We start from the raw sequence: 19,155 nt of genomic DNA on the forward strand, positions 1-19,155 counted from the left end.
GATTTTGGATGATTTTTGTGCAGTCAATCCTGACCCTTAACCCCAGCGGGAGACTTTCGGAGAGATCCAACAGACAGCGCGCGGTTCCGGTCAAGGCCTTGCCCGCCGGGGTCGCAGGAGAGGATCTACATGAGACTCAAAGGGGTAGTCACGGCGGGTTTCGCCCTGTTACTCAGCCTCGCGGGCGGCGCCGTCATGGCACCGAACGCCGGTGCGGCGGCTCTGGCAGAGCCGGTGCCGGTCGGCGCCACGGCGGACTCCGCTCCGAGTGACGGCGCGACCATCCTGGCGACCAACTTCCAGCTGCCCTTCCCCTGCGGGCAGGCCTGGACGGGCAACTCCGGCGCGAGCAGCGCGCACCAGTCGTGGGAGATCGACTTCAACCGGGGCAGCACCGCGAACGCCGATCTAGGAGACACCGTCGTCGCCGCGGCGGCGGGAACGGTGGCCATCTCGGCCCATCAGGGATCGGTCAACCGCTACGGCAACCTGGTCAAGATCGACCACGGCGGAGGCTGGTCCACCTACTACGCACACCTGAACACCCGCTCGGTGAGCGCGGGCGCCACGGTCTCACAGGGCCAGCAGATCGGCACGGTCGGCAATACCAGCAGCCCGGGCAACGCCATCTCCCCCCACCTGCACTACGAGGTGCGCCTGGGAACCAGCTACCCGTCCAACATCCAGAAGGCCGTCTTCAACGGGTCAACGTTCGGCTACCCCGGCGCGACGGTGACCTCGGCCAACTGCGGCGGCTCCAGCAACCCGTACACCCCGCAGGAGGTCTGCGGCAGCGGCTACGACGTGATCGACAGCGCGGCCCTGGGCTCGACGGGCACCGTCTACCTGCTCTACAACGCCGCCAACGGCAACAACTGCGTGACCACCATCAAGCGCACCTCCCTCGGTACGGCCACCGCCACCGCCGCCTACCTCGAAGTACAGGGACAGAGCCGGATCACCGACTCCGGCAACTTCGCCTACTACGCGGGTCCCGTACGCGCCACCGCACCCGGCAAATGTGTGAAGTGGGGCGGAAAGGCCGGCGCCTCCGTCTACGACAGCCCCTTCGAACACTGCGACTGACGTCAGGCAGGGGCCGCCCCCGCTTCCCGGGGCGGCCCCTTCGACACCCCCCACCTGCTAGAGGAGCACCCGTGAAGGCCCGACTTCGCCGTTCAGCCGTACTGCTGGCCGGCTCGCTCATCCCCCTCGTGTGCCTGGCGGGACCGCCCGCGAGCGCCGCTCCCCCGGATCCCCTGACCGACGCCTTCACTCGCGCCGCCGCGACCTACGAGGTGCCCCGCGATCTGCTGGTCACGCTCGGATACGCCGAGACCCACCTCGACGGCCACAATGGCGCGCCCAGCGCGAGTGGCGGCTACGGGGTGATGCACCTGGTCAGCAGCCCGGCCGGCCACACCCTGGAGCGCGCGGCCTCGTTGACGGGACAGCCGGTCGCGACGCTGAAGGCCGACGACGCGGCCAACGTCGTGGGCGGCGCGGCGGTGCTGCGCTCCTACGCCGACGAGCTCGGGCTGGACGCCACCGCCCGCAAGGACGCCGGGAAGTGGTACGCGGCGGTGGCCAGGTACGGCAACGCCTCGACCGCCGAGGTGGCCAGACTGTACGCCGACACCGTCTACGACCTGATGGCCACGGGTGTCCGTACCGCCACCCCGGACGGCGAGACCGTGACCGTGACCGCCCAGACCGTACGGCCCGATCGCGGCGCCTACGCCCAGACGCGGGACCTGGACAGGTCCTTCGCGGCCGCGGCCGTGGACTATCCCTCGGCGCACTGGGTGCCTGCCAGCTCGTCCAACTACGCCGTCTCCAGCCGGCCGACGAGCAATGTGATCGACCGGATCGTCATCCACGTGACCCAGGGCTCCTACGCCAGCACGATCTCCTGGTTCCAGAACCCCGCCGCCCAGGTCTCGGCCCACTACGTCGTCCGCTCCTCCGACGGCGACATCACCCAGATGGTCCGCGAGAAGGACAGGGCCTTCCACGCCCGCGACTACAACAGCCGGTCGGTCGGCATCGAGCATGAAGGCTTCGTCGACAACGCCTCGTGGTTCACCGACTCGATGTATCGCGCGTCGGCCGCGCTGACCCGCAGCATCGCCGACCGGTACGGCATCCCCAAGGACCGCGCCCACATCCTCGGACACGTCGAGGTCCCGGGCAACGACCACACCGACCCGGGCCCGAACTGGGACTGGGCCAAGTACATGCAGTACGTCGGCGGCGACAACGGCGGCGGGAGCAACCCGCACACCCCGCAGTCGGTCTGCGGTTCCGGCTACACGGTGGTCGACTCCGCGGCGCTGGGTTCGGCGGGCACCGTCTACCTGCTCTACAACACCGCCAACGGCAACAACTGCGTGACCACCATCAAGCGCACCTCGCTGGGCACGGCCACCGCCACCGCCGCCTACCTGGAGGTGCAGGGAAAGAGCCGCGTCACCGACTCCGGCAGCTTCGCCTACTACGCGGGCCCGGTACGCGCCGCGGCACCCGGCAAGTGCGTCAAGTGGGGAGGCAAGGCGGGCGCGTCCGTCTACGACAGCCCCTTCGAACACTGCGGCAGCTGAAGTCGGCTCCACCGGCTCACCCGGCTCCGGATGGAGCCGGGCGGAGAGCCGGTGGAGCGTCCTCGGATCGGCGGGGCAGCTCCGGCCGGAGGGCGAGCGACCGAAGTTGTTCGGTACCCGTTCCGGCCGAAAGGTGAGTGCTCACCTTTCGGCCGGAGGGCGAGTGACCGAGGTCATCCGGTACCCGCTCCGGCCGGAGCGGGTGCCGAGGTCATTCGACGCCCGTGGACCGCTGCGCGACCCCGTCGTCCGTTGTCTCCTTCAGCCAGAGCGCCGCGAACCGGGGCGAGCCGGCGCCGTAACCGCTGACATCGGAGAGCCGGTAACCCTGCCGGACCAGCCGGTCGAACTCCGCCTGATACTGCGCCGACGTCAGACCATGCCGCGCAACCCACGCGGAGCCACCCGTCCGCTCCCAGATCGCCGCGTACAGAGCCCTCCCGCCGACCTCGTAGCCGTCCACATGCACGAGGCGGTAACCCCGCCCGGTCAGCCGGTCGAACTCCGCCTGGTACTGCGCGGACGTCAGACCGTGCCGGGCAACCCGCGCGGGCCCGCTCGACCGCTCCCAGATCGCCGCGTACTGGGCCTCCCTGCCGACCCTGTAACCGCTGACGTCGGTGAGACGGTAGCCCTGCCCGGTCAATCGATCGAACTCCGCCTGGTACTGCGCGGACGTCAGACCGTGCCGGGCAACCCACGCCGGCCCACTCGAACGATCCCAGATCGCCGCATACTGGGCCTCCCTGCCGACGCCGTAGCCGTCCACGTGCACCAGGCGATAGCCCAGCCTGACCAGGCGATCGAACTCCGTCTGGTACTGCGCCGACGTCAGACCGTGCCGGGCAATCCACGCCGGTCCACTCGACCGCTCCCAGATCGCCGCGTACAGGGCCCTCCCGCCGGCCTCGTAACCGTCCACATGCACGAGGCGGTAACCCCGCCCGGTCAGCCGGTCGAACTCCGCCTGGTACTGCGCCGACGTCAGATTGTGGCGCGCGTGCCAGGGAACCGGCTCCGAGGTCCGCGCCGTACCGGCGACGAGGTCGCCCGCATGCCGGGCGACGTCCGCCGCTGATGCCACCCCGGTTTGTCCAAGGCCGAAAAACGCGCCCAGGCCGATGCCCGCGTGGAGCACACCGCGCCGGCTGAACAGCCCCGATGAATCCCGCATGTCGCCCCTCCTCATTTCACTCATCGTCACGCTGAGTTACATGAAGATACGGAACGGGCAAGATATCGAGCATCCTCTTCGCGGCGGGTCCGAGGTAAAGAAAGAAGAACGGACCGTCTCGACCGGCTCAGACCGACCGGTGAACCGCCCGAGCGGCCGGAGACGACGTCGACCCGCTCGCGCGGCGGTCGTCCGGATCCCGAGCCCGTACGGCGGGAAGGTCCGCGCCCTTTACCCGGCCGACGCCTGTCCGCGCACGGCCCGGTGAGCGGCGTTGGCGCTGCCGGCGGCGGCGATCACCTGGGTCAGCATCCCGTGAAGCCGCTGGAGCTCGCCCAGTTCCATTCCCAGGCGTTCGACGATCGCCGGGGGGATCTTCTCGGCTTCGTCGCGAAGCCTCCGACCGGCCGGGGTGAGGGTGACCGCGAGGGAACGCTCATCCTGGCTGGCGCGCGGGCGGTGGACGAACCCGCTGGCCTCAAGGCGTTTGAGCAGGGGTGACAGCGTGGCGGGCTCCAACTGGAGCAGCCGGCTGAGCTCTTTGACCGACAGCGGCGCGTGCTGCCACAGCGCCAGCATCACGAGGTACTGAGGATGGGTCAGCCCCATCGGCTCCAGCAGCGGGCGGTAGACCGCGATCACACCGCGCGAGGCGACCGCCAGGGCGAAGCAGACCTGGTTCTCCAGGGACAGCGGGTCGGGAATGTCGCCGATGTCACTCAATGGCATCTCCATGGAAGTCGTAGCCGTGCTATAAAATTAGTGTACGAACGGTTAGTGCACTAATCCATCCCCTGCCGGTCACGGCGGGTGTCCTCGATGCCCCCCTTCCTACCATCGGAGAGAAGCCATGAGCCGCTCCACCGTGCTTGTCGACGCCCCCTGGGTTCTGGAACATCTCGACGACGCCGACGTCGTCCTGGTCGAGGTCGACGAGGAGACCAGCGCCTACGACAAGGACCACATCCGCGGAGCCGTGAAGATCGACTGGAGGGATGACCTCCAGGACCCGATCCGCCGCGACTTCATCGACAGAAACGGCTTCGAGGCCCTGCTGTCACGCAAGGGCATCGCGAACGACGACACCGTCATCCTCTACGGCGGCAACAACAACTGGTTCGCCGCCTACGCCTACTGGTACTTCAAGGTCTACGGCCACCGCGACGTCCGCCTGCTCGACGGAGGACGCAAGAAGTGGCAGCTCGACAACCGTGAGCTGTCCAGCGACCCGGTCCAGCGCCCGGCCACGCGGTACCGCGCCCAGGAACCCGACGCCTCGATCCGCGCGTTCCGCGACGAGGTCATCGCCGCCATCGGGACCAAGGCCATCGTCGACGTCAGATCCCCCGACGAGTTCTCCGGCCGGATCCTCGCCCCCGCGCACTTCCCCCAGGAACAGCCCCAGGTCGCCGGTCACGTCCCCACGGCCAGGAACGTCCCGTGGTCCAGGGCCGCCAACGACGACGGCACGTTCAAATCCGACGAGCAGCTCCGTCACCTGTACGGCGAGGCGTCGGTCGACCTGAACGCGAGCGAGACCATCGTCTACTGCCGTATCGGCGAGCGCAGCGCCCACACCTGGTTCGTGCTGACCGAGCTGCTCGACCGGCCGGGCGTCAAGAACTACGACGGCTCCTGGGTCGAGTACGGCTCGCTCGTCGGCGCCCCCGTCGAGCGGGGAGCCGCCTCGTGACACCGCCGCCCGTGCTGTGCAGGGGTGCAGCCGGATGAGCACTCACTCCACCCCGGAGACCGTCATGCCTCGTCGGAAGAGGAAAACTCTGGAAGAGCGGATCGCCGACCGTCAGGCGCAGAGAGCTCCGCTGCGGGAGGGGAAGCAGTTCGAGCACGGACCCGCCAAGTTCGTGTTCATCTTCCTCATCGTGCTCCTCGTGGTGCTTCACCTCGGCGGTCTCGTCGCCCTCATGGTGCTGGACCACTGATCGACCGGCGCCGACCGTCAATCGACGCATCAGGCGATCCGGACCACCTTTGACGTCGACGTATGCGCGGGTCGCGCCGGAGACGGCTTCTCCTCCCGCGGTCATGTCGCAGGTGAACGAGCATGTATTGCAAACACGCTGCAATCGATGGGGCCTACTAATTGATGCAGCGAGCCCCGGGCAGTACTTCAGGGGAACCGGGGCACCCCTCCCTCGGGAGATCGACCATGCATCGCTCTGTTCGCCGTCTGCTCGGGTCCGCCGCCACCGTCGCCGTCGCGGCGTCGCTCTCGCTGATCATCACGGATGGGACGTCCGCGAGCGTCACCTCCTCCGCCATCCCTCGGTTCACGATGCCGAAGGTCTACGGGACGCAGTTCCAGGCCGCCTCCCACCACGACTTCACCAAGGGCATCCTCCGCTCGCGCGACGACGGCATCCTGCGCGGCTGGGTGCGCTCCTACAACAGAGGCACCGCGGAGTACACGCCCGTCAGATGGGTCGGCGGCAAGCAGGAAGGGGACGGGTTCTTCGCCGGCCCCGGAAAGGGTGACGTCTCCGGCTACAGATCGCCGGTGTCGAGCGAGGCCGTGCTCTACAGCACGACCGACTGCAAGATCCCCGGGGCCCAGGTGACCGCCGACAAGCGAGGGCTGGGCACCAGGCGCTGCTCCAAGCAGGAGCTGACCGCCCATCTGGAGGCCGGGTATCGGGCCGCCATGATCACCGTCCACCGCGGCCGGATCGTGAAGATCCAGGAGATCAGCACTCCGTAGGCATCCCGGTTCGCTCCCCCGTCACTGCGGTTCTGAGGGATGCCGCCAGGGAGCGAGCACGCAGAACTCGTTGCCGTCCGGGTCCGCGAGCACCACCCAGCCCGCGTCCGCGGGCTGCCCGACGTCCACCCGGCGGGCCCCCAGCCCGATCAGCCGCTCGACCTCGGCGTCCTGATCGTCGGGGTTGAGCTCGATGTGCAGGCGGCTCTTGCCCTGCCGGGGCTCGTCGAGCGGGGAGAAGACCATCCCCGGATGGCTGAACTCGTCCTTGGCGATGGCCACCTCGCCCTGCGGGCCCTCGAAGACGATCTGGTAACCCAGCGCCTGAGCCCAGAAATCGGCCAGCTTGGCGGGGGCTGGGCTGTGGATCGCGAGGCAGAACCAGGTGCTCGGCATGGCTGGATTTCTACCGTGTATCCCCCGTCGAGTCCAGATTCCGGACGGCAAGCGGACAGCGGCACCGTGCGATCTTCACCTGACGCGCGGTCGCAGGACGTCCGGCTGGCACCCGTCGTCCAGGTGGTCCGACAGCCATGACGCCCCTGGGCCGCCTCTCCGGAAAGGCCATGCGGAGGCAAAGGTCGTTTTAGTCGATGCCGTGGGCGGCGTGGAGCACCGGCGCCGCCGACCTGTTCACCGATGCTCGTAGTGCTCAGATGCCACGACGTCGCGAAGCGGGTAGCACGCTTAATGATCTCCACTGATGGACGGCGCACCGCCTGCGTCCGGAAAGCCGGGCATCGATGATCGCGGTGATCCTGGCCGTGCTCACCGCCGCGTGCAACGCCCTCTCCTCGGTGCTGCAGAAGCGCGCGACGCGGACCGTGCCGGAAAGCGACGCGTTCAGGCTCATACTGATCTGGGACCTGATCCGAAACCCTCTGTGGCTGGCCGGCATCGGCACGCTCATCGGAGGCTTCGTCTTCCAGGCCGCCGCGCTGAGCTTCGGCGGGCTCTCCCTCGTGCAACCCATCCTCGTCGTCGAACTGCCCTTCACGATGATCCTCCTCTCGTGCCTGTCCCGCACCCGGCTGGCCCGGGAAACGTGGCTGGCCATCGGCATCCTGACCGCCGGGCTGACCGTCCTGCTCGCCAGCGCCAACCCGACGGTGGAGCAACGGTTCCCGAGACTGACCGACTGGATAATCGCCACGATCGTGACGGTCGGTATCGCGGGATGTCTGGTCGCGATGGCGAGGCTCAGGCACGGCGAGTCCAGGGCGGTCCTGCTCGGGACCGCGTCCGGCCTGGGATTCGCCTTCACCGCCGCGCTGATAACCGAGAACACCCGTGTCTTCGCGGAGAACCCGTTCAGCCTGCTGACCACCTGGCCGCTGTACTCCATGGTCGTGGCGGGTCTCATCAGCCTCTTCCTCCTGCAGAACGCGCTGCAGAGCGGAAGCCTCGTGACCGTGCAACCGGCGCTCAACGTCACCGACCCCGTCGCCAGCATCGGGTACGGCGTCGCGTTGTTCGACGAGGACATCCGGCTGGGTCCGTGGATCATGCTGGAGTTGCTCGGCTTGGGGCTGATCCTCTACGGCAGCGTCCGGCTGGCCCGATCGTCCGTCCACCGGCAGCCTGGGGCCGGTACCTGGGAGGTGTGAGGACCTCGAAAGGCAGGAGATGAGACCGGCGCCCGGGGCGTGCAGAGCCTCCGGAGAACGAGGGATGAGGTCAGAGGCCCGGGGAGCGTGAAGGGCCCCAAGAACGAGAGCTTCCGGGGCGTGCAGGGCTCCCGAAGAGCGAGCGGCGTGAAGGGCCTCGGAGGAGCGATAGACGGGGTCAGAGGCCCGGAGGGACGAGGAAGGACTCGGCGGGAGACAGGGCGAACAGCGCGGCTCCCCGGGCGACCTGCCGGTCGCGTTCCTCTCCGTGACCGAATCGGTCCAGAGCCGCGAGCAGCTCCCCCGTGTCACGCGCGTACACGCTCAGTCCGGCCCGCGCCATGGCCCTCGCGCCGTCCTGGCCGTGACCGGGAATCGGCCGGTAGGAGACGACCGGCACTCCGGCCGCCATCGCCTCCCTGCACGTCACGCCCGCCGCGTTGTCCACCAGCGCGTACGCGGCGGCCATCAGCCCCGGCATGTCGTCGCACCAGCCGAGGGCGATGCCCGTATGCCGCAGACGGCGGCGCAACTCGCGGTTGTGCCCGCAGAGGATGACGGGCAGGTAGCGTCCCGAGCGAGCCAGGACGCGCGCCGTCTCCTCCACACCGCCCACGCCCCACGCGCCGGCCGAGACGAGGACCAGCCGATCCCCCGCGCGGGCACCGATCCTGGACCGCATCGACGCCGTACCGATCCCGGGCCGCGGCTCCGGGCGTACGGCCGGCGCCGCACCGCTCTCCGTCCGGCCGAGATCCGAATGCACGGCCGGTACGGCACCGCTCTCGGGCCGCCCGGGATCGGGACGTACGATCGGCGTCACCCCGGGACCGGGCCGCCGGAATCCCAGCCGTACGACGGGAGCGTGACAGGACACCGGGCAGCCCGTCGCGGTGTGGACGACGTGTGCGGTCGCCAGGTCCGGGCACAGATACCGGTCGTTTCCCGGGTGCAACCAGAGCCGATGCGCCGCGAAGTCGGTCAGCAGGACGGTGCTGGGGACCAGCAGGCGGCCGTGCCACCTCAGATGCCCGGCCGCCTGCGCGGCCACGTGGAAGGTCGAGACGACCTCGGCCACCTGCCTGCTGCCGACGAACCTTCTCAGCCGTGCCGCGATCACGATCGTCAGCGGCGACACCGACGGCGCCCGGCCGGGGACGAAGAAGATCTGGTAGATCAGCGCGTACAGCCAGGGGGCGGAGCGCATCATCCAGCTGTACCACCCGCGCAGTGCCGTACCCAGTCGCAGCGGGAGCAGGTCCAGGATGTCGACCACCTCGGCGTCGACGCCCTCGGCGGCGAGCCGCCTGACCAGCTCCGCCGCGATCACGTCGTGCCCGGACCCCATGCTCGCGCTGAGGATCAGCACCGTGGGCCGCGCCGGCCCCGTGGCCTCCCGCGCGGGGAACTGACGTGAAGAACCGTGCCGCGCCGGCACCAGGGTCGCTCTCACCCGGACCTGGAACAACCTCATGCGAACTTGAAACGACCTCACGCGGATCCGAGACAACGAAACGCGACGCGCCGGCGCGTCATGGTCCCTCTCGCACGCGGACTTGAAATAACGGAGCGCGGCGCGTTGGCACACCGTGGCCTTTCGCACGCAGATTTGAATTAACGAAGTGTGGCGCATTGGCGCATCGTGTCCTTTGGCTCGCAGACTTGATGTGATGAACCGCACCGTGTTGGCGCTCGCCGGTCTGGCCATGCTCCATGTCGGGCCCGCCGCGACCTGGCTGCCGGCCGTGCGCCGCCTGCTGCCCGGTCTCGCCGGGGTGGGGGCCGCCGACCATGTCGCGCTGACCTTCGACGACGGGCCCGACCCGCGGTCCACCCCGCGGTTCCTCGACGAGCTGGAGCGACTCGGGTGCCGGGGCACGTTCTTCGTCCTCGGCGAGATGCTCGAACGCCATCCCGAGCTCGGCCTCCGCATCGTCGCGCGGGGCCACGAGATCGCGGTGCACGGCTGGGGGCACGACAACGCCCTCATCACCCGTCCGGGCCGGATGGCTGCCGAGATGAGCAGGGCCGCCGAGCTGGTCACCGCTGTCACCGGCGTCGGCCCCGCCTGGTATCGGCCGCCCTACGGGGTGCTCAGCGCGGAGATCCTGATCGCCGCCCGCGGGCTGGGGTTGCGCCCCGTGCTGTGGACCGCGTGGGGCAGGGACTGGACCCGATCGGCGAGCCCGGCCTCCGTGCTGGACACCATGACTCCCGGCCTGCGCGGCGGGGCCACTCTCCTGCTGCACGACTCCGACTGCACCTCGGCCCCCGGCTCCTGGCGATCCGGACTCGGCGCCCTGCCGGAGCTGGTGGACCGCTGCCGGTCCGCGGGCCTGCGGATCGGGCCACTGCGGGATCACAGCGTCCTCCCCGGCCGTCCGGCCCCTCGCGAGGTTTACGAGACCACCGCCGTCTGAAGGCGTAACGATAGGAAAAGCCGCGCCGTACTTTGCGGTGACTTTGATTTCGAGCCGGTTTATGTCGCCTCCCTGAAAAAAATATTAATTCGCCGAAAACGAGACTGCGGCGGGATATCAAATATTTGCCCAGCTCCCGCCCGATAAACACCAACGAACTACACCCTCGCGTTTATAGCGGCCCACAAGGGACAAGCTCAAATTTATGTATTCGGGGGGAGACGACGCACGAGACGTCATGCGTCAAGCACGTCGGGAGGACTTTCCGAACGCCGTGCACGAAGCACCCCGGGAGAACCTTCCAGACGCCGCATGCCGAGCACGCCGGGATCACCTTCCGGACACCACGCATGAAGCACCCGGGGAGAACATTCCGGACGCCACACATGAAGCGCCCCGGGAGAACCTCTCGGACGCCGCGCAGGAAACGCTCCGGGAAGACCTCTCGGACGCCGCGCGTCGAGCACGCCGGGAGAACTTCCCGGTCGCCTCGCGGCTGCTGCCGCGCGGTCACCGCCACCACCTCCTCGCGGTGTACGGCTTCGCGCGGTTCGTCGACGACATCGGAGACGAACCCCAGGCCGAGGATCCGCTCCGCCTGCTCGACGACGTCGACGCCGATCTCGACCGCCTGTACGCCGGGCAGGCTCCTCGCCTGCCGGCCGTCAGCGCCCTCGAACGGACCGTCGGGACCTGCTCCATCCCGGCTCGGCCGTTTCGCCGCCTGGTCGAGGCCAACCGGATCGACCAGAGGGTCAGCCGATACGACACCTTCGACGACCTGCTCGCCTACTGCGAGCTGTCCGCGAACCCCGTCGGGCACATCGTGCTGCACGTGTTCGGCGCGGCCACCCCGGAGCGGCTCGCCCTGTCCGACCGTGTGTGCTCGGCGCTGCAGGTCATCGAGCACTGCCAGGACATCGGTGAGGACTACGCGCGAGGCCGCGTCTACCTGCCGGGCGAGGACCTGCGCCGGTTCGGCTGCGTCGAAAGCGATCTCGACGGGGTCGTCACCCCCACCCGGCTGCGTGGCGTCGTCGCGCTCCAGACCGAACGGGCCAGGCGGCTGCTCCACGAGGGAGATCCGCTCGTCTCCTCGGTGACGGGCTTCACCCGCGTCGCCGTCGCGGGCTACATGGCGGGCGGCCTGGCCACCGTCGCGGCGCTGACGCGTGCCCGTTACGACGTCCTCGGGCATGCCGTACGCCCACGCCGCACGCGGTTGCTGACGGAGTGGCTGCGGATCCTCAGCAGAAGGAGGCCCGGCCGTGGACATCTCTGACGCGTACCAGCACTGTGAGCAGGTCGTCCGCAAGAAGGCACGGAACTTCTCCTACGGCCTCCGGCTGCTGCCGCCCCCCAAGCGCCGGGCGCTGAGCGCCGTCTACGCGCTCGCACGACGGATCGACGACATCGCCGACGGGGACGAGCCGGTCGAGCAGCGCCTGGACCGCCTGGCCACCGCGCGGGCGGCGCTTGACGCGGCACGGCCCGATCTCGCGGAGCCGGTGCCGTACGGGTCCGATTCCGAAGAACCGGTGCCGCTCGGACACGGCGCGGCGACGGCCGGTTCCGGAGACCCGGTGCCGGTCGCGCTGAGCGCGGCACGATCCGATCCCGACGCCCCGATGCCGCTCGGACCCGGCGCGGCGACGGCCGAGCTCGAAGACCCGGTGCCGCTCGGACACGGCATGGCGGCGGCCGATCTCGAAGACCTGGTGCCGTTCGCGCTGAGCACGGGACCCCCCGGTCTCGAGGACCCGGTGCTGGTCGCCCTCTACGACGCCGCCCGCCGCTATCCGCTCCCGCTCTCCGCGTTCGAGGAGCTGATCGACGGGTGCGTCGCGGACGTGCGCGGGACGACCTACCGGCAGTTCGACGAGCTGCTGTCGTACTGCCGGAGCGTCGCCGGATCGATCGGCCGGCTGTCGCTCGGCGTCTTCGGCACCGAGGACGCCGATGAGGCGGTCCCCCTGGCGGACGCCCTCGGGGTGGCGCTGCAGATCACGAACATTCTCAGGGACGTGCGCGAGGACCGGCTGGCCGGGCGGATCTACCTTCCGTCCGAGGACCTCGAACGGTTCGGATGCACCCTGGACATCGACTCCTCCGGCAGGTTCACCGACCCGCCGGACCGGCTCGTCGAGCTGATGCGGTTCGAGGCCGACCGGGCACACGGCTGGTTCCGCGACGGCATGCGCCTGCTGCCCACCCTCGACGGACGCAGCGCGGCGTGCACCGCGGCGATGGCCGGCATCTACCGGTGCCTGCTCGACCGCATCATGTCGGATCCCACCGAGGCGCTGGCCGCACGGCTGTCACTGCCTCCGTGGAGGAAGGCGATGGTGGCGGCACGCGCCCTGGCGGGGGCGGGCCGATGAGGGAGGCTCCAGTCGCGATCATCGGTGGCGGGCTGGCGGGCATCTCCGCCGCCATCGCGCTCGGGGAGGCCGGCCACGCCGCCACCCTGTACGAGGCTCGGCCGAGGCTGGGCGGCGCGACCCATTCGTTCGTGAGGAACGGGCTGATGGTCGACAACGGCCAGCACGTGTTCCTCCGCTGTTGCACGGCCTACCGCGGCCTGCTCGACCGGCTCGGCGGTGCCGGGCGCGTACACGTCCAGGACCGCTTCGACGTGCGGGTGCTCACCTCGGCGGGACGGTGCGAGCGGCTGCGGCGCGGCGTGCTGCCGGGGCCGTTCCATCTGTTGCCGGCGCTGGCGAGGTATCCGCTCCTCAAACCCGCCGATCGGCTGCGCGCGATGCGGGTCTCGCTGGCCCTTCGCCGGCTCGACCCGACGGACCCGGCGCTGGACCGGACCGATCTCGGAAGCTGGCTGGCCGCCCACGGGCAGAGCGACGCCGCGCGACGCGCGCTCTGGGAGCTGTTCGCGATGGCGGCCCTGAACGTCGGCGTCGAGGGCGCGGCCCTGGGCCCGGCGGCGATGGTCTTCAAGACCGCGCTGCTCGGCCGGGCGGACGCCGCCGACATCGGGGTTCCCTCCGTACCCCTCGGTGAGCTGCACGGCACCGCGGCGCAGACCGCGATCGTGCGCCGCGGCGGTGCCGTACGGCTGTCGGCGAAGGTCACCGCCGTGGAGCCGGGCCCGGTGATCATGGTGGACGGCACCCGGGTGAAGGCGTCGGCGGTCATCGTCGCCACACCTCATGAGCAGGCCGCGATCCTTGTGCCCGGCGAGGCCGTACCCGGCAGGGGGCTCTGGAGCGGCCTGGACGCGAGCCCGATCGTCAACGTGCACGTCGTCTACGACCGGCGGGTCACCCGGGTGCCGTTCGCCGCGGTCGTGGACTCACCCGTGCAGTGGGTGTTCGACAAGACGCGCGTATCGGGGCTGCAGGACGGCCAGTATCTCGCGATCTCGGTCTCGGCGGCGGAGCGCTGGATCGACATGCCCACCGCGCAGGTGCGGGCCGTGTTCGTGCCCGCGATCGAGCGGCTCTTCCCGGCGGCGTGCCAGGCCCGGATCATCGATTTTTTCGTCACGAGGGAACGTCGCGCCACCTTTCGCCAGGGCCCTGGCAGCGGTGCGCTCCGTCCCGGGGCCGCCACCCGGTGGCCCGGACTCTTTCTCGCCGGCGCGTGGACCGACACGGGCTGGCCCGACACGATGGAGGCGGCCGTGCGCAGCGGGCTCAACGCGGCTTGTTTGGTCAGGCAGCATCTGAAGAACGAGGCCGCCCGGTGACCGCGGTCATCCCGCCGTCGGTCGGGGCCGCGCGCGGGCTCGTGGAGCCCGTACTGCGGGAGGCCGTGGCCCGGCTCGATCCGCTGACCGCACGCGTCGCGAGCTATCACCTCGGCTGGACCGATCCGGCGGGAGGGCCGGTCTCCTCGGGAGGCAAGGCGCTGCGTCCCGCCCTGGTCATCCTGTCGGGGAGGGCGGCCGGGGGAAGCGCGGAGCAGTACATGCCCGCCGCCGCCGCGGTGGAACTCGTGCACGCGTTCTCGCTGCTCCACGACGACATCATGGACGGCGACCGCATGCGGCGGCACCGGCCGTCCGCGTGGACCGTCTTCGGCTGCTCGGCGGCCATCCTGGCCGGCGACGGCCTGCTCTCGCTCGCGGGGGAGTTGTTGCTGGAAGGCGGCGTGCCCGACCGGGTACGGGCCGCGTACGGCCTGACCGTCGCCACCCGGGAGCTGGTCGCGGGCCAGGCGCTCGACCTGGAGTTCGAGCTGCGCTCCGATGTGAGCCTGGACGAGTGCCGGGAGATGGCCACGCTGAAGACCGGCTCCCTGCTGGCCTGCGCCTGCTCGATCGGCGCGACGGCGGTGGGCGGTCCGGCTCCGCTGGTGGCGGCCCTGACGGCGTTCGGAACCGAGGCGGGCCTGGCCTTCCAGCTCACCGACGACCTGCTGGGCATCTGGGGAAGCCCCGAGGTGACGGGAAAGCCGGTGCTGTCGGACCTGCGTTCCCGCAAGAAGTCACTTCCGGTCGTCGCCGCGCTCACCAGCGGTACGGCGGGCGGCGAGCGGCTCGCCGGCCTGCTGACCGGTTCGGAGCCGCTCACCGAGGCCGATCTTCAGGAGGCCGCCCGGCTCGTCGAGGAGACGGGCGGGCGATCCTGGGCCGAGACGGAGGCCAAGCACCGGCTCGACGCCGCCGAACGCCATCTCGCCGACGCCGACATGCCCGCGGACGTCCGTGCGGAGTTCCTGGACATCGCCCATTTCCTCACCTCCCGAGGTCACTGACATGACCATGGTCGAACTCCTCGACGCCTCTCACCTCTCGGGTCACCGGCACCACCACGGTCGAGTTCCTCGACCTCGCCCACCTTCCAAGGCCGCTGACATGACCGCCGTCGAACTCCTCGACCTCGCTCACCTTCCGAGGCAGCTGACATGACCACCGTCGCCGCGCCCACCTCCGCCGCGCTCGCCCTCGACGCGGCGTGCGACCATCTGCTCGATCTCCAGTCGCCCGAGGGGTGGTGGAAGGCCGAGCTGCAGACGAACGTGACCATGGACGCGGAGGACCTGCTGCTCCGGGAGTTCCTCGGCATCCGCACCGAGGAGGACACCGCGGAGGCGGCCCGGTGGATCCGCTCCGAGCAGCGCGACGACGGTACCTGGGCCAACTTCCACGGCGGGCCGGGCAACCTGTCCACCACGATCGAGGCGTACACGGCGTTGCGGCTCGCCGGTGACCGGACCGACGCGCCGCACATGTGGGCCGCGGCCCGGTTCATCCGGGAATCGGGGGGGATCGAGGCCAGCCGGGTCTTCACCCGGATCTGGCTGGCGATGTTCGGGCAGTGGAGGTGGGAGAAGCTCCCCGTCCTCCCGCCCGAGATGGTGTTCCTGCCCCCGTGGTTCCCGCTCAACGTCTACGACTGGGCCTGCTGGGCCCGGCAGACGATCGTGCCTCTCACCATCGTGAGCGCACGCCGCCCGGTGCGGCCGCTCCCGTTCGACCTGGCCGAGCTGCGCACCGGGCGTCCCGTCCGGCCACGTCCGCGCGGGGCGTTCACCGCTCTCGACCGCGCCCTGCACCGCTACGAACGGCGTCCTGTCCCGGGTCTGCGGCAGGCGGCGCTGAGACGTGCCGCCGAGTGGATCGTGGCACGGCAGGAGTCCGACGGGTCCTGGGGCGGCATCCAGCCACCATGGGTGTATTCGCTGATCGCCCTGCATCTTCAGGGCTACCACCTCGACCACCCGGTGATGAGAAAGGGCATAGCGGGGCTCGACCGGTTCACGATCCGCGACGAGAAGGGCCGCAGGCTGGAGGCCTGCCAGTCTCCCGTGTGGGACACCGTCCTCGCGGTCAACGGCCTCCTCGACGCGGGCCTCCCCGACGACCATCCCGCCCTCGTCAAGGCCTCCGGATGGCTGCTCGCCGAGGAGATCCGGAGCCCGGGTGACTGGTCCGTACGACGGCCGTCGCTGCCGCCCGGCGGCTGGGCGTTCGAGTTCGACAACGACGGCTATCCGGACATCGACGACACCGCGGAGGCGATCCTCGCCCTCCGCCGCGTACGCCATCCGGACGTCCGTCCGGCCATCGACCGCGCCGTACGGTGGATCACCGGCATGGCGTCCCGCGACGGCGGTTTCGGGGCCTTCGACGCCGACAACACCCGTGAGCTCTGCAAGAAGCTGCCGTTCTGCGACTTCGGCGCGGTCATCGACCCGCCGACCGCCGATGTCACCGCACACGTCGTCGAGGCGCTGGCGGCCGAGCGACCCGACTCCCCCGTCGTACGGCGGGCCGTCGTCTGGCTGCTGAAGGCGCAGGAGGCGGACGGATCGTGGTTCGGCCGCTGGGGGGCCAACCACGTGTACGGCACCGGCGCCGTGCTCCCCGCGCTCGTCGCGGCGGGAGTACGGCCCGGCAGCCCGTGCGTGCGGCGGGCCGTCACCTGGCTGGAACGGCACCAGAACGGCGACGGCGGCTGGGGTGAGGACCTGCGTTCGTACAGCGATCCCGCCTGGATCGGGCGCGGCCACTCGACACCGTCGCAGACGGCGTGGGCGCTCCTGGCGCTGCTCGCCGCCGGGGAGCGTTCACCGGCGGTGCGCGGAGGCGTGGAGTGGCTGGTCGGTCACCAGCGTGCGGACGGCACCTGGGACGAACCGCACTTCACCGGGACCGGGTTCCCCGGCGACTTCTACATCAACTATCACCTCTACCGGCTCGTCTTCCCGATCAGCGCGCTGGGCCGCTACGTGCGCTCGGGCGACGAGGTCCAGGAGACGTTGAGATGACCGGCCTGTTGATCTGCACCGCCCTGGGAATCGAGGCGCGAGCCGTACGAGGCGGCCTCTCGCGGGACTCACGGGCATCACGAGGCTCACGGGACGATCTTCCGGACACCTCAGGAAACGACCTCCCACGCGCCGCACGGGACGACCTCCCGGGAGCCTCGCGGGACAGCCTTTCGCGCACCTCACCGGGCGACCTCTCCCAGGTCTCGGGGAACGGCCTGTCGGCCGAGGACGTGAAGGTGATCCGGATCGGGATGGGGCCGGGCCGGGCCGCGAGCGCGGCGGCGCTGCTCCCTTCGACGGGAGCGGTGGCGGTGGTCGGCTTCGGCGGAGCCCTCGGCGGGGGCCTGCGCCCGGGGGACGTGCTGGTGGCGAGCGAGGTCCGCTTCGGGGGCCGGGTGCTGCCCTGCCCCTCGGCGCGTTTCCTCGCCGAGGAGCTGGCCCGGGCCGGCCTGCCCGCACGCAACGGACCGCTGGTCACCTCCGGTCACATCGTGACGGGGGCCGAGCGTCGCCGGCTCGCCCGCGAGGGGGCGCTGGCCGTCGACATGGAGACCGGGCCGCTGGCGGGTGCGGCGGTCGACCGGCCGTTCGCCGCCCTGCGCGTCATCGTCGACACCCCCGCCGTCCCGCTGATCCGACCGGCCACGATACGCGGCGGCATCACGGCGTACCGCACGCTGCGCCGGCTCGGCCCGATCCTCGCCCGCTGGGCGGCCACCACCGACCTCCCCTACGTACCGCTCACCGAGCGACCCCCGCCGAGCCTCCGCATACACGTCGAAGAGACCATCCGCCTGCCGCACACGCACGTTGAAGAGACCAGCCGGTTCACATCGCTCAAGGAGGTGCGATCCATATGACGATGCCAGTTCGCCAGCGCCTGCGTATCGGCGGCTACATCATCCGCCAGAAGCTCCGCGGACGTGCGAAGTTCCCGCTCCTGCTGGAGCTTGAGCCGCTGTTCGCCTGCAACCTGAAATGCGCGGGCTGCGGAAAGATCCAGCATCCCGCCGACGTGCTGAAGCGGCGCATGCCGGTCGAGCAGGCCCTGGCCGCCGTCGAGGAGTGCGGCGCTCCCATGGTGTCGATCGCGGGCGGGGAACCGCTCATGCATCCGCAGATAGCCGAGATGGTCCGGGAGCTGGTCGCCCGGAAGGTGTACGTGTTCCTGTGCACCAACGCGTTGCTGATCCCCAAGAAGATCGACCTGTTCGAGCCCTCGCCGTACTTCGCGTGGACCATCCACCTGGACGGCATGCGCGAGCGCCACGACGAGTCCGTGTGCAAGGACGGCGTGTTCGACGAGGCCGTCGCCGCGGTCAGGGAGTGCCAGCGCCGCGGCTTCCGGGTCACCACGAACACGACGTTCTTCAACACCGACAGCCCGCAGACCGTCATCGACGTTCTCAACTATCTCAACGACGACCTTCGCGTCGACGAGATGATGATCTCTCCCGGATACGCGTACGAGAAGGCGCCCGACCAGGAGCACTTCCTCGGTGTGCAGGAGACCCGGGAGCTGTTCCGCAAGGCGTTCTCCGGCGGGAACCGGAAGCGGTGGAGGTTCAACCACTCACCGCTCTTCCTGGACTTCCTGGAGGGGAAGACCGACTTCCGGTGTACGGCGTGGGCCATCCCGTCATACTCGCTGTTCGGCTGGCAGCGGCCCTGCTACCTCATGTCCGACGGCTACGCGGCGACCTACCGGGAGCTGCTCGAGGACACCGACTGGGACTCCTACGGCCGGGGACGCGATCCCCGGTGCGCCAACTGCATGGCCCACTGCGGATACGAGCCGACCGCGGTGTTCGCCACGCTCACCTCTCTCAAGGAGTCGCTCCGGGCCATCCGCAACGTCTGAGCGGCCCGCTCCCTTCGCACGAGGGCGCACCCGGAACCG

Annotated in this window: 19 protein-coding genes; 14 read left to right on the forward strand and 5 right to left on the reverse strand. The window is 70.0% G+C overall.

Features of this window, described 5'->3' with window-relative positions; genetic code table 11:
- Nucleotides 1-129: 129 nt before the first annotated feature.
- Both DKM19_RS37460 and DKM19_RS37465 read left to right on the forward strand, forming a co-directional pair.
- Nucleotides 130-1,086 (forward strand): M23 family metallopeptidase, encoded by a 957-nt coding sequence (locus tag DKM19_RS37460; protein WP_110702473.1) that lies wholly within the window; start codon nucleotides 130-132, stop codon nucleotides 1,084-1,086.
- A 71-nt stretch (nucleotides 1,087-1,157) separates the two neighbouring features.
- On the forward strand, nucleotides 1,158-2,600 hold the full coding sequence (locus DKM19_RS37465) for an N-acetylmuramoyl-L-alanine amidase (RefSeq protein WP_110702475.1): 1,443 nt from the start codon (nucleotides 1,158-1,160) through the stop codon (nucleotides 2,598-2,600).
- Nucleotides 2,601-2,811: 211 nt separating this feature from the next.
- Here the strand turns inward: DKM19_RS37465 and DKM19_RS37470 are convergent, their stop codons facing one another.
- Both DKM19_RS37470 and DKM19_RS37475 read right to left on the reverse strand, forming a co-directional pair.
- Nucleotides 2,812-3,684, reverse strand: coding sequence for a hypothetical protein (locus DKM19_RS37470; protein WP_204358409.1), 873 nt, complete (start codon nucleotides 3,682-3,684; stop codon nucleotides 2,812-2,814).
- A 321-nt stretch (nucleotides 3,685-4,005) separates the two neighbouring features.
- Nucleotides 4,006-4,497, reverse strand: a complete 492-nt coding sequence (locus DKM19_RS37475; RefSeq protein ID WP_110702477.1) for a MarR family winged helix-turn-helix transcriptional regulator — start codon at nucleotides 4,495-4,497, stop codon at nucleotides 4,006-4,008.
- Nucleotides 4,498-4,624: 127 nt separating this feature from the next.
- Between DKM19_RS37475 and DKM19_RS37480 the strand changes: the two genes are divergently transcribed.
- The 3 genes from DKM19_RS37480 (at nucleotide 4,625) to DKM19_RS37490 (ending at nucleotide 6,493) form a co-directional block, all read left to right on the forward strand.
- Nucleotides 4,625-5,467 (forward strand): sulfurtransferase, encoded by an 843-nt coding sequence (locus DKM19_RS37480; protein ID WP_110702479.1) that lies wholly within the window; start codon nucleotides 4,625-4,627, stop codon nucleotides 5,465-5,467.
- A 64-nt stretch (nucleotides 5,468-5,531) separates the two neighbouring features.
- The gene (locus DKM19_RS37485) at nucleotides 5,532-5,717 is read left to right on the forward strand and encodes a hypothetical protein (protein ID WP_110706267.1); all 186 of its coding nucleotides are present in this window, start codon (nucleotides 5,532-5,534) and stop codon (nucleotides 5,715-5,717) included.
- 227 nt (nucleotides 5,718-5,944) lie between these two features.
- Nucleotides 5,945-6,493: a hypothetical protein gene (locus DKM19_RS37490; protein WP_110702481.1), complete on the forward strand. Its 549-nt coding sequence runs from the start codon at nucleotides 5,945-5,947 to the stop codon at nucleotides 6,491-6,493.
- A 21-nt stretch (nucleotides 6,494-6,514) separates the two neighbouring features.
- On the opposite strand, the gene DKM19_RS37495 is transcribed toward DKM19_RS37490, so the two are convergent.
- Nucleotides 6,515-6,889, reverse strand: a complete 375-nt coding sequence (locus DKM19_RS37495; protein WP_110702483.1) for a VOC family protein — start codon at nucleotides 6,887-6,889, stop codon at nucleotides 6,515-6,517.
- Between the two features lie 347 nt (nucleotides 6,890-7,236).
- Here DKM19_RS37495 and DKM19_RS37500 point away from each other — a divergent pair, with 347 nt between their 5' ends.
- Complete coding sequence (locus DKM19_RS37500) at nucleotides 7,237-8,100, forward strand: DMT family transporter (RefSeq protein WP_110702484.1); 864 nt, start codon at nucleotides 7,237-7,239, stop codon at nucleotides 8,098-8,100.
- 178 nt (nucleotides 8,101-8,278) lie between these two features.
- Here DKM19_RS37500 and DKM19_RS37505 read toward each other — a convergent pair whose 3' ends face one another.
- A complete protein-coding gene (locus DKM19_RS37505; protein ID WP_239513798.1) occupies nucleotides 8,279-9,574 on the reverse strand; it encodes a hypothetical protein in 1,296 nt (431 codons plus the stop codon).
- Nucleotides 9,575-9,770: 196 nt separating this feature from the next.
- Here DKM19_RS37505 and DKM19_RS37510 point away from each other — a divergent pair, with 196 nt between their 5' ends.
- The 5 genes from DKM19_RS37510 to DKM19_RS37530 all read left to right on the forward strand — a co-directional run bounded on the left by DKM19_RS37510 (nucleotide 9,771) and on the right by DKM19_RS37530 (nucleotide 15,236).
- Nucleotides 9,771-10,520, forward strand: a complete 750-nt coding sequence (locus DKM19_RS37510) for a polysaccharide deacetylase family protein (protein ID WP_110702486.1) — start codon at nucleotides 9,771-9,773, stop codon at nucleotides 10,518-10,520.
- Nucleotides 10,521-10,758: 238 nt separating this feature from the next.
- Complete coding sequence (gene hpnC, locus DKM19_RS37515; protein WP_110702488.1) at nucleotides 10,759-11,802, forward strand: squalene synthase HpnC; 1,044 nt, start codon at nucleotides 10,759-10,761, stop codon at nucleotides 11,800-11,802.
- Nucleotides 11,789-12,901, forward strand: a complete 1,113-nt coding sequence (locus tag DKM19_RS37520; RefSeq protein ID WP_110702490.1) for a squalene/phytoene synthase family protein — start codon at nucleotides 11,789-11,791, stop codon at nucleotides 12,899-12,901. The genes hpnC and DKM19_RS37520 overlap by 14 nt, the downstream gene beginning before the upstream one ends.
- Entirely contained in the window at nucleotides 12,898-14,226 is a 1,329-nt protein-coding gene (gene hpnE / locus DKM19_RS37525; RefSeq protein ID WP_110702492.1) for a hydroxysqualene dehydroxylase HpnE, read from the forward strand. The genes DKM19_RS37520 and hpnE overlap by 4 nt, the downstream gene beginning before the upstream one ends.
- Nucleotides 14,223-15,236, forward strand: coding sequence for a polyprenyl synthetase family protein (locus tag DKM19_RS37530; protein ID WP_110702494.1), 1,014 nt, complete (start codon nucleotides 14,223-14,225; stop codon nucleotides 15,234-15,236). Before hpnE ends, DKM19_RS37530 begins: the two co-directional genes overlap by 4 nt.
- On the opposite strand, the gene DKM19_RS50130 is transcribed toward DKM19_RS37530, so the two are convergent.
- Nucleotides 15,217-15,369 (reverse strand): hypothetical protein, encoded by a 153-nt coding sequence (locus DKM19_RS50130; RefSeq protein ID WP_162642060.1) that lies wholly within the window; start codon nucleotides 15,367-15,369, stop codon nucleotides 15,217-15,219. The two genes, DKM19_RS37530 and DKM19_RS50130, sit on opposite strands and share 20 nt — an antisense overlap.
- Before the next feature lie 17 nt (nucleotides 15,370-15,386).
- Here DKM19_RS50130 and shc point away from each other — a divergent pair, with 17 nt between their 5' ends.
- Genes shc through hpnH form a run of 3 tightly spaced genes read left to right on the forward strand, consistent with a single transcriptional unit; the run spans nucleotide 15,387 to nucleotide 19,116 of the window.
- Entirely contained in the window at nucleotides 15,387-17,252 is a 1,866-nt protein-coding gene (gene shc / locus DKM19_RS37535) for a squalene--hopene cyclase (protein ID WP_110702496.1), read from the forward strand.
- Nucleotides 17,249-18,115 carry a hypothetical protein gene (locus tag DKM19_RS37540; RefSeq protein WP_110702498.1) on the forward strand — a complete coding sequence of 289 codons (867 nt, stop codon included), beginning with the start codon at nucleotides 17,249-17,251 and terminating at the stop codon, nucleotides 18,113-18,115. The genes shc and DKM19_RS37540 overlap by 4 nt, the downstream gene beginning before the upstream one ends.
- Nucleotides 18,112-19,116: an adenosyl-hopene transferase HpnH gene (hpnH, locus tag DKM19_RS37545; protein WP_110702500.1), complete on the forward strand. Its 1,005-nt coding sequence runs from the start codon at nucleotides 18,112-18,114 to the stop codon at nucleotides 19,114-19,116. Before DKM19_RS37540 ends, hpnH begins: the two co-directional genes overlap by 4 nt.
- Nucleotides 19,117-19,155 lie beyond the last annotated feature (39 nt).

The sequence above is a fragment of the Streptosporangium sp. 'caverna' genome (genome assembly GCF_003203775.1).
Classification (GTDB): domain Bacteria; phylum Actinomycetota; class Actinomycetes; order Streptosporangiales; family Streptosporangiaceae; genus Streptosporangium; species Streptosporangium subroseum.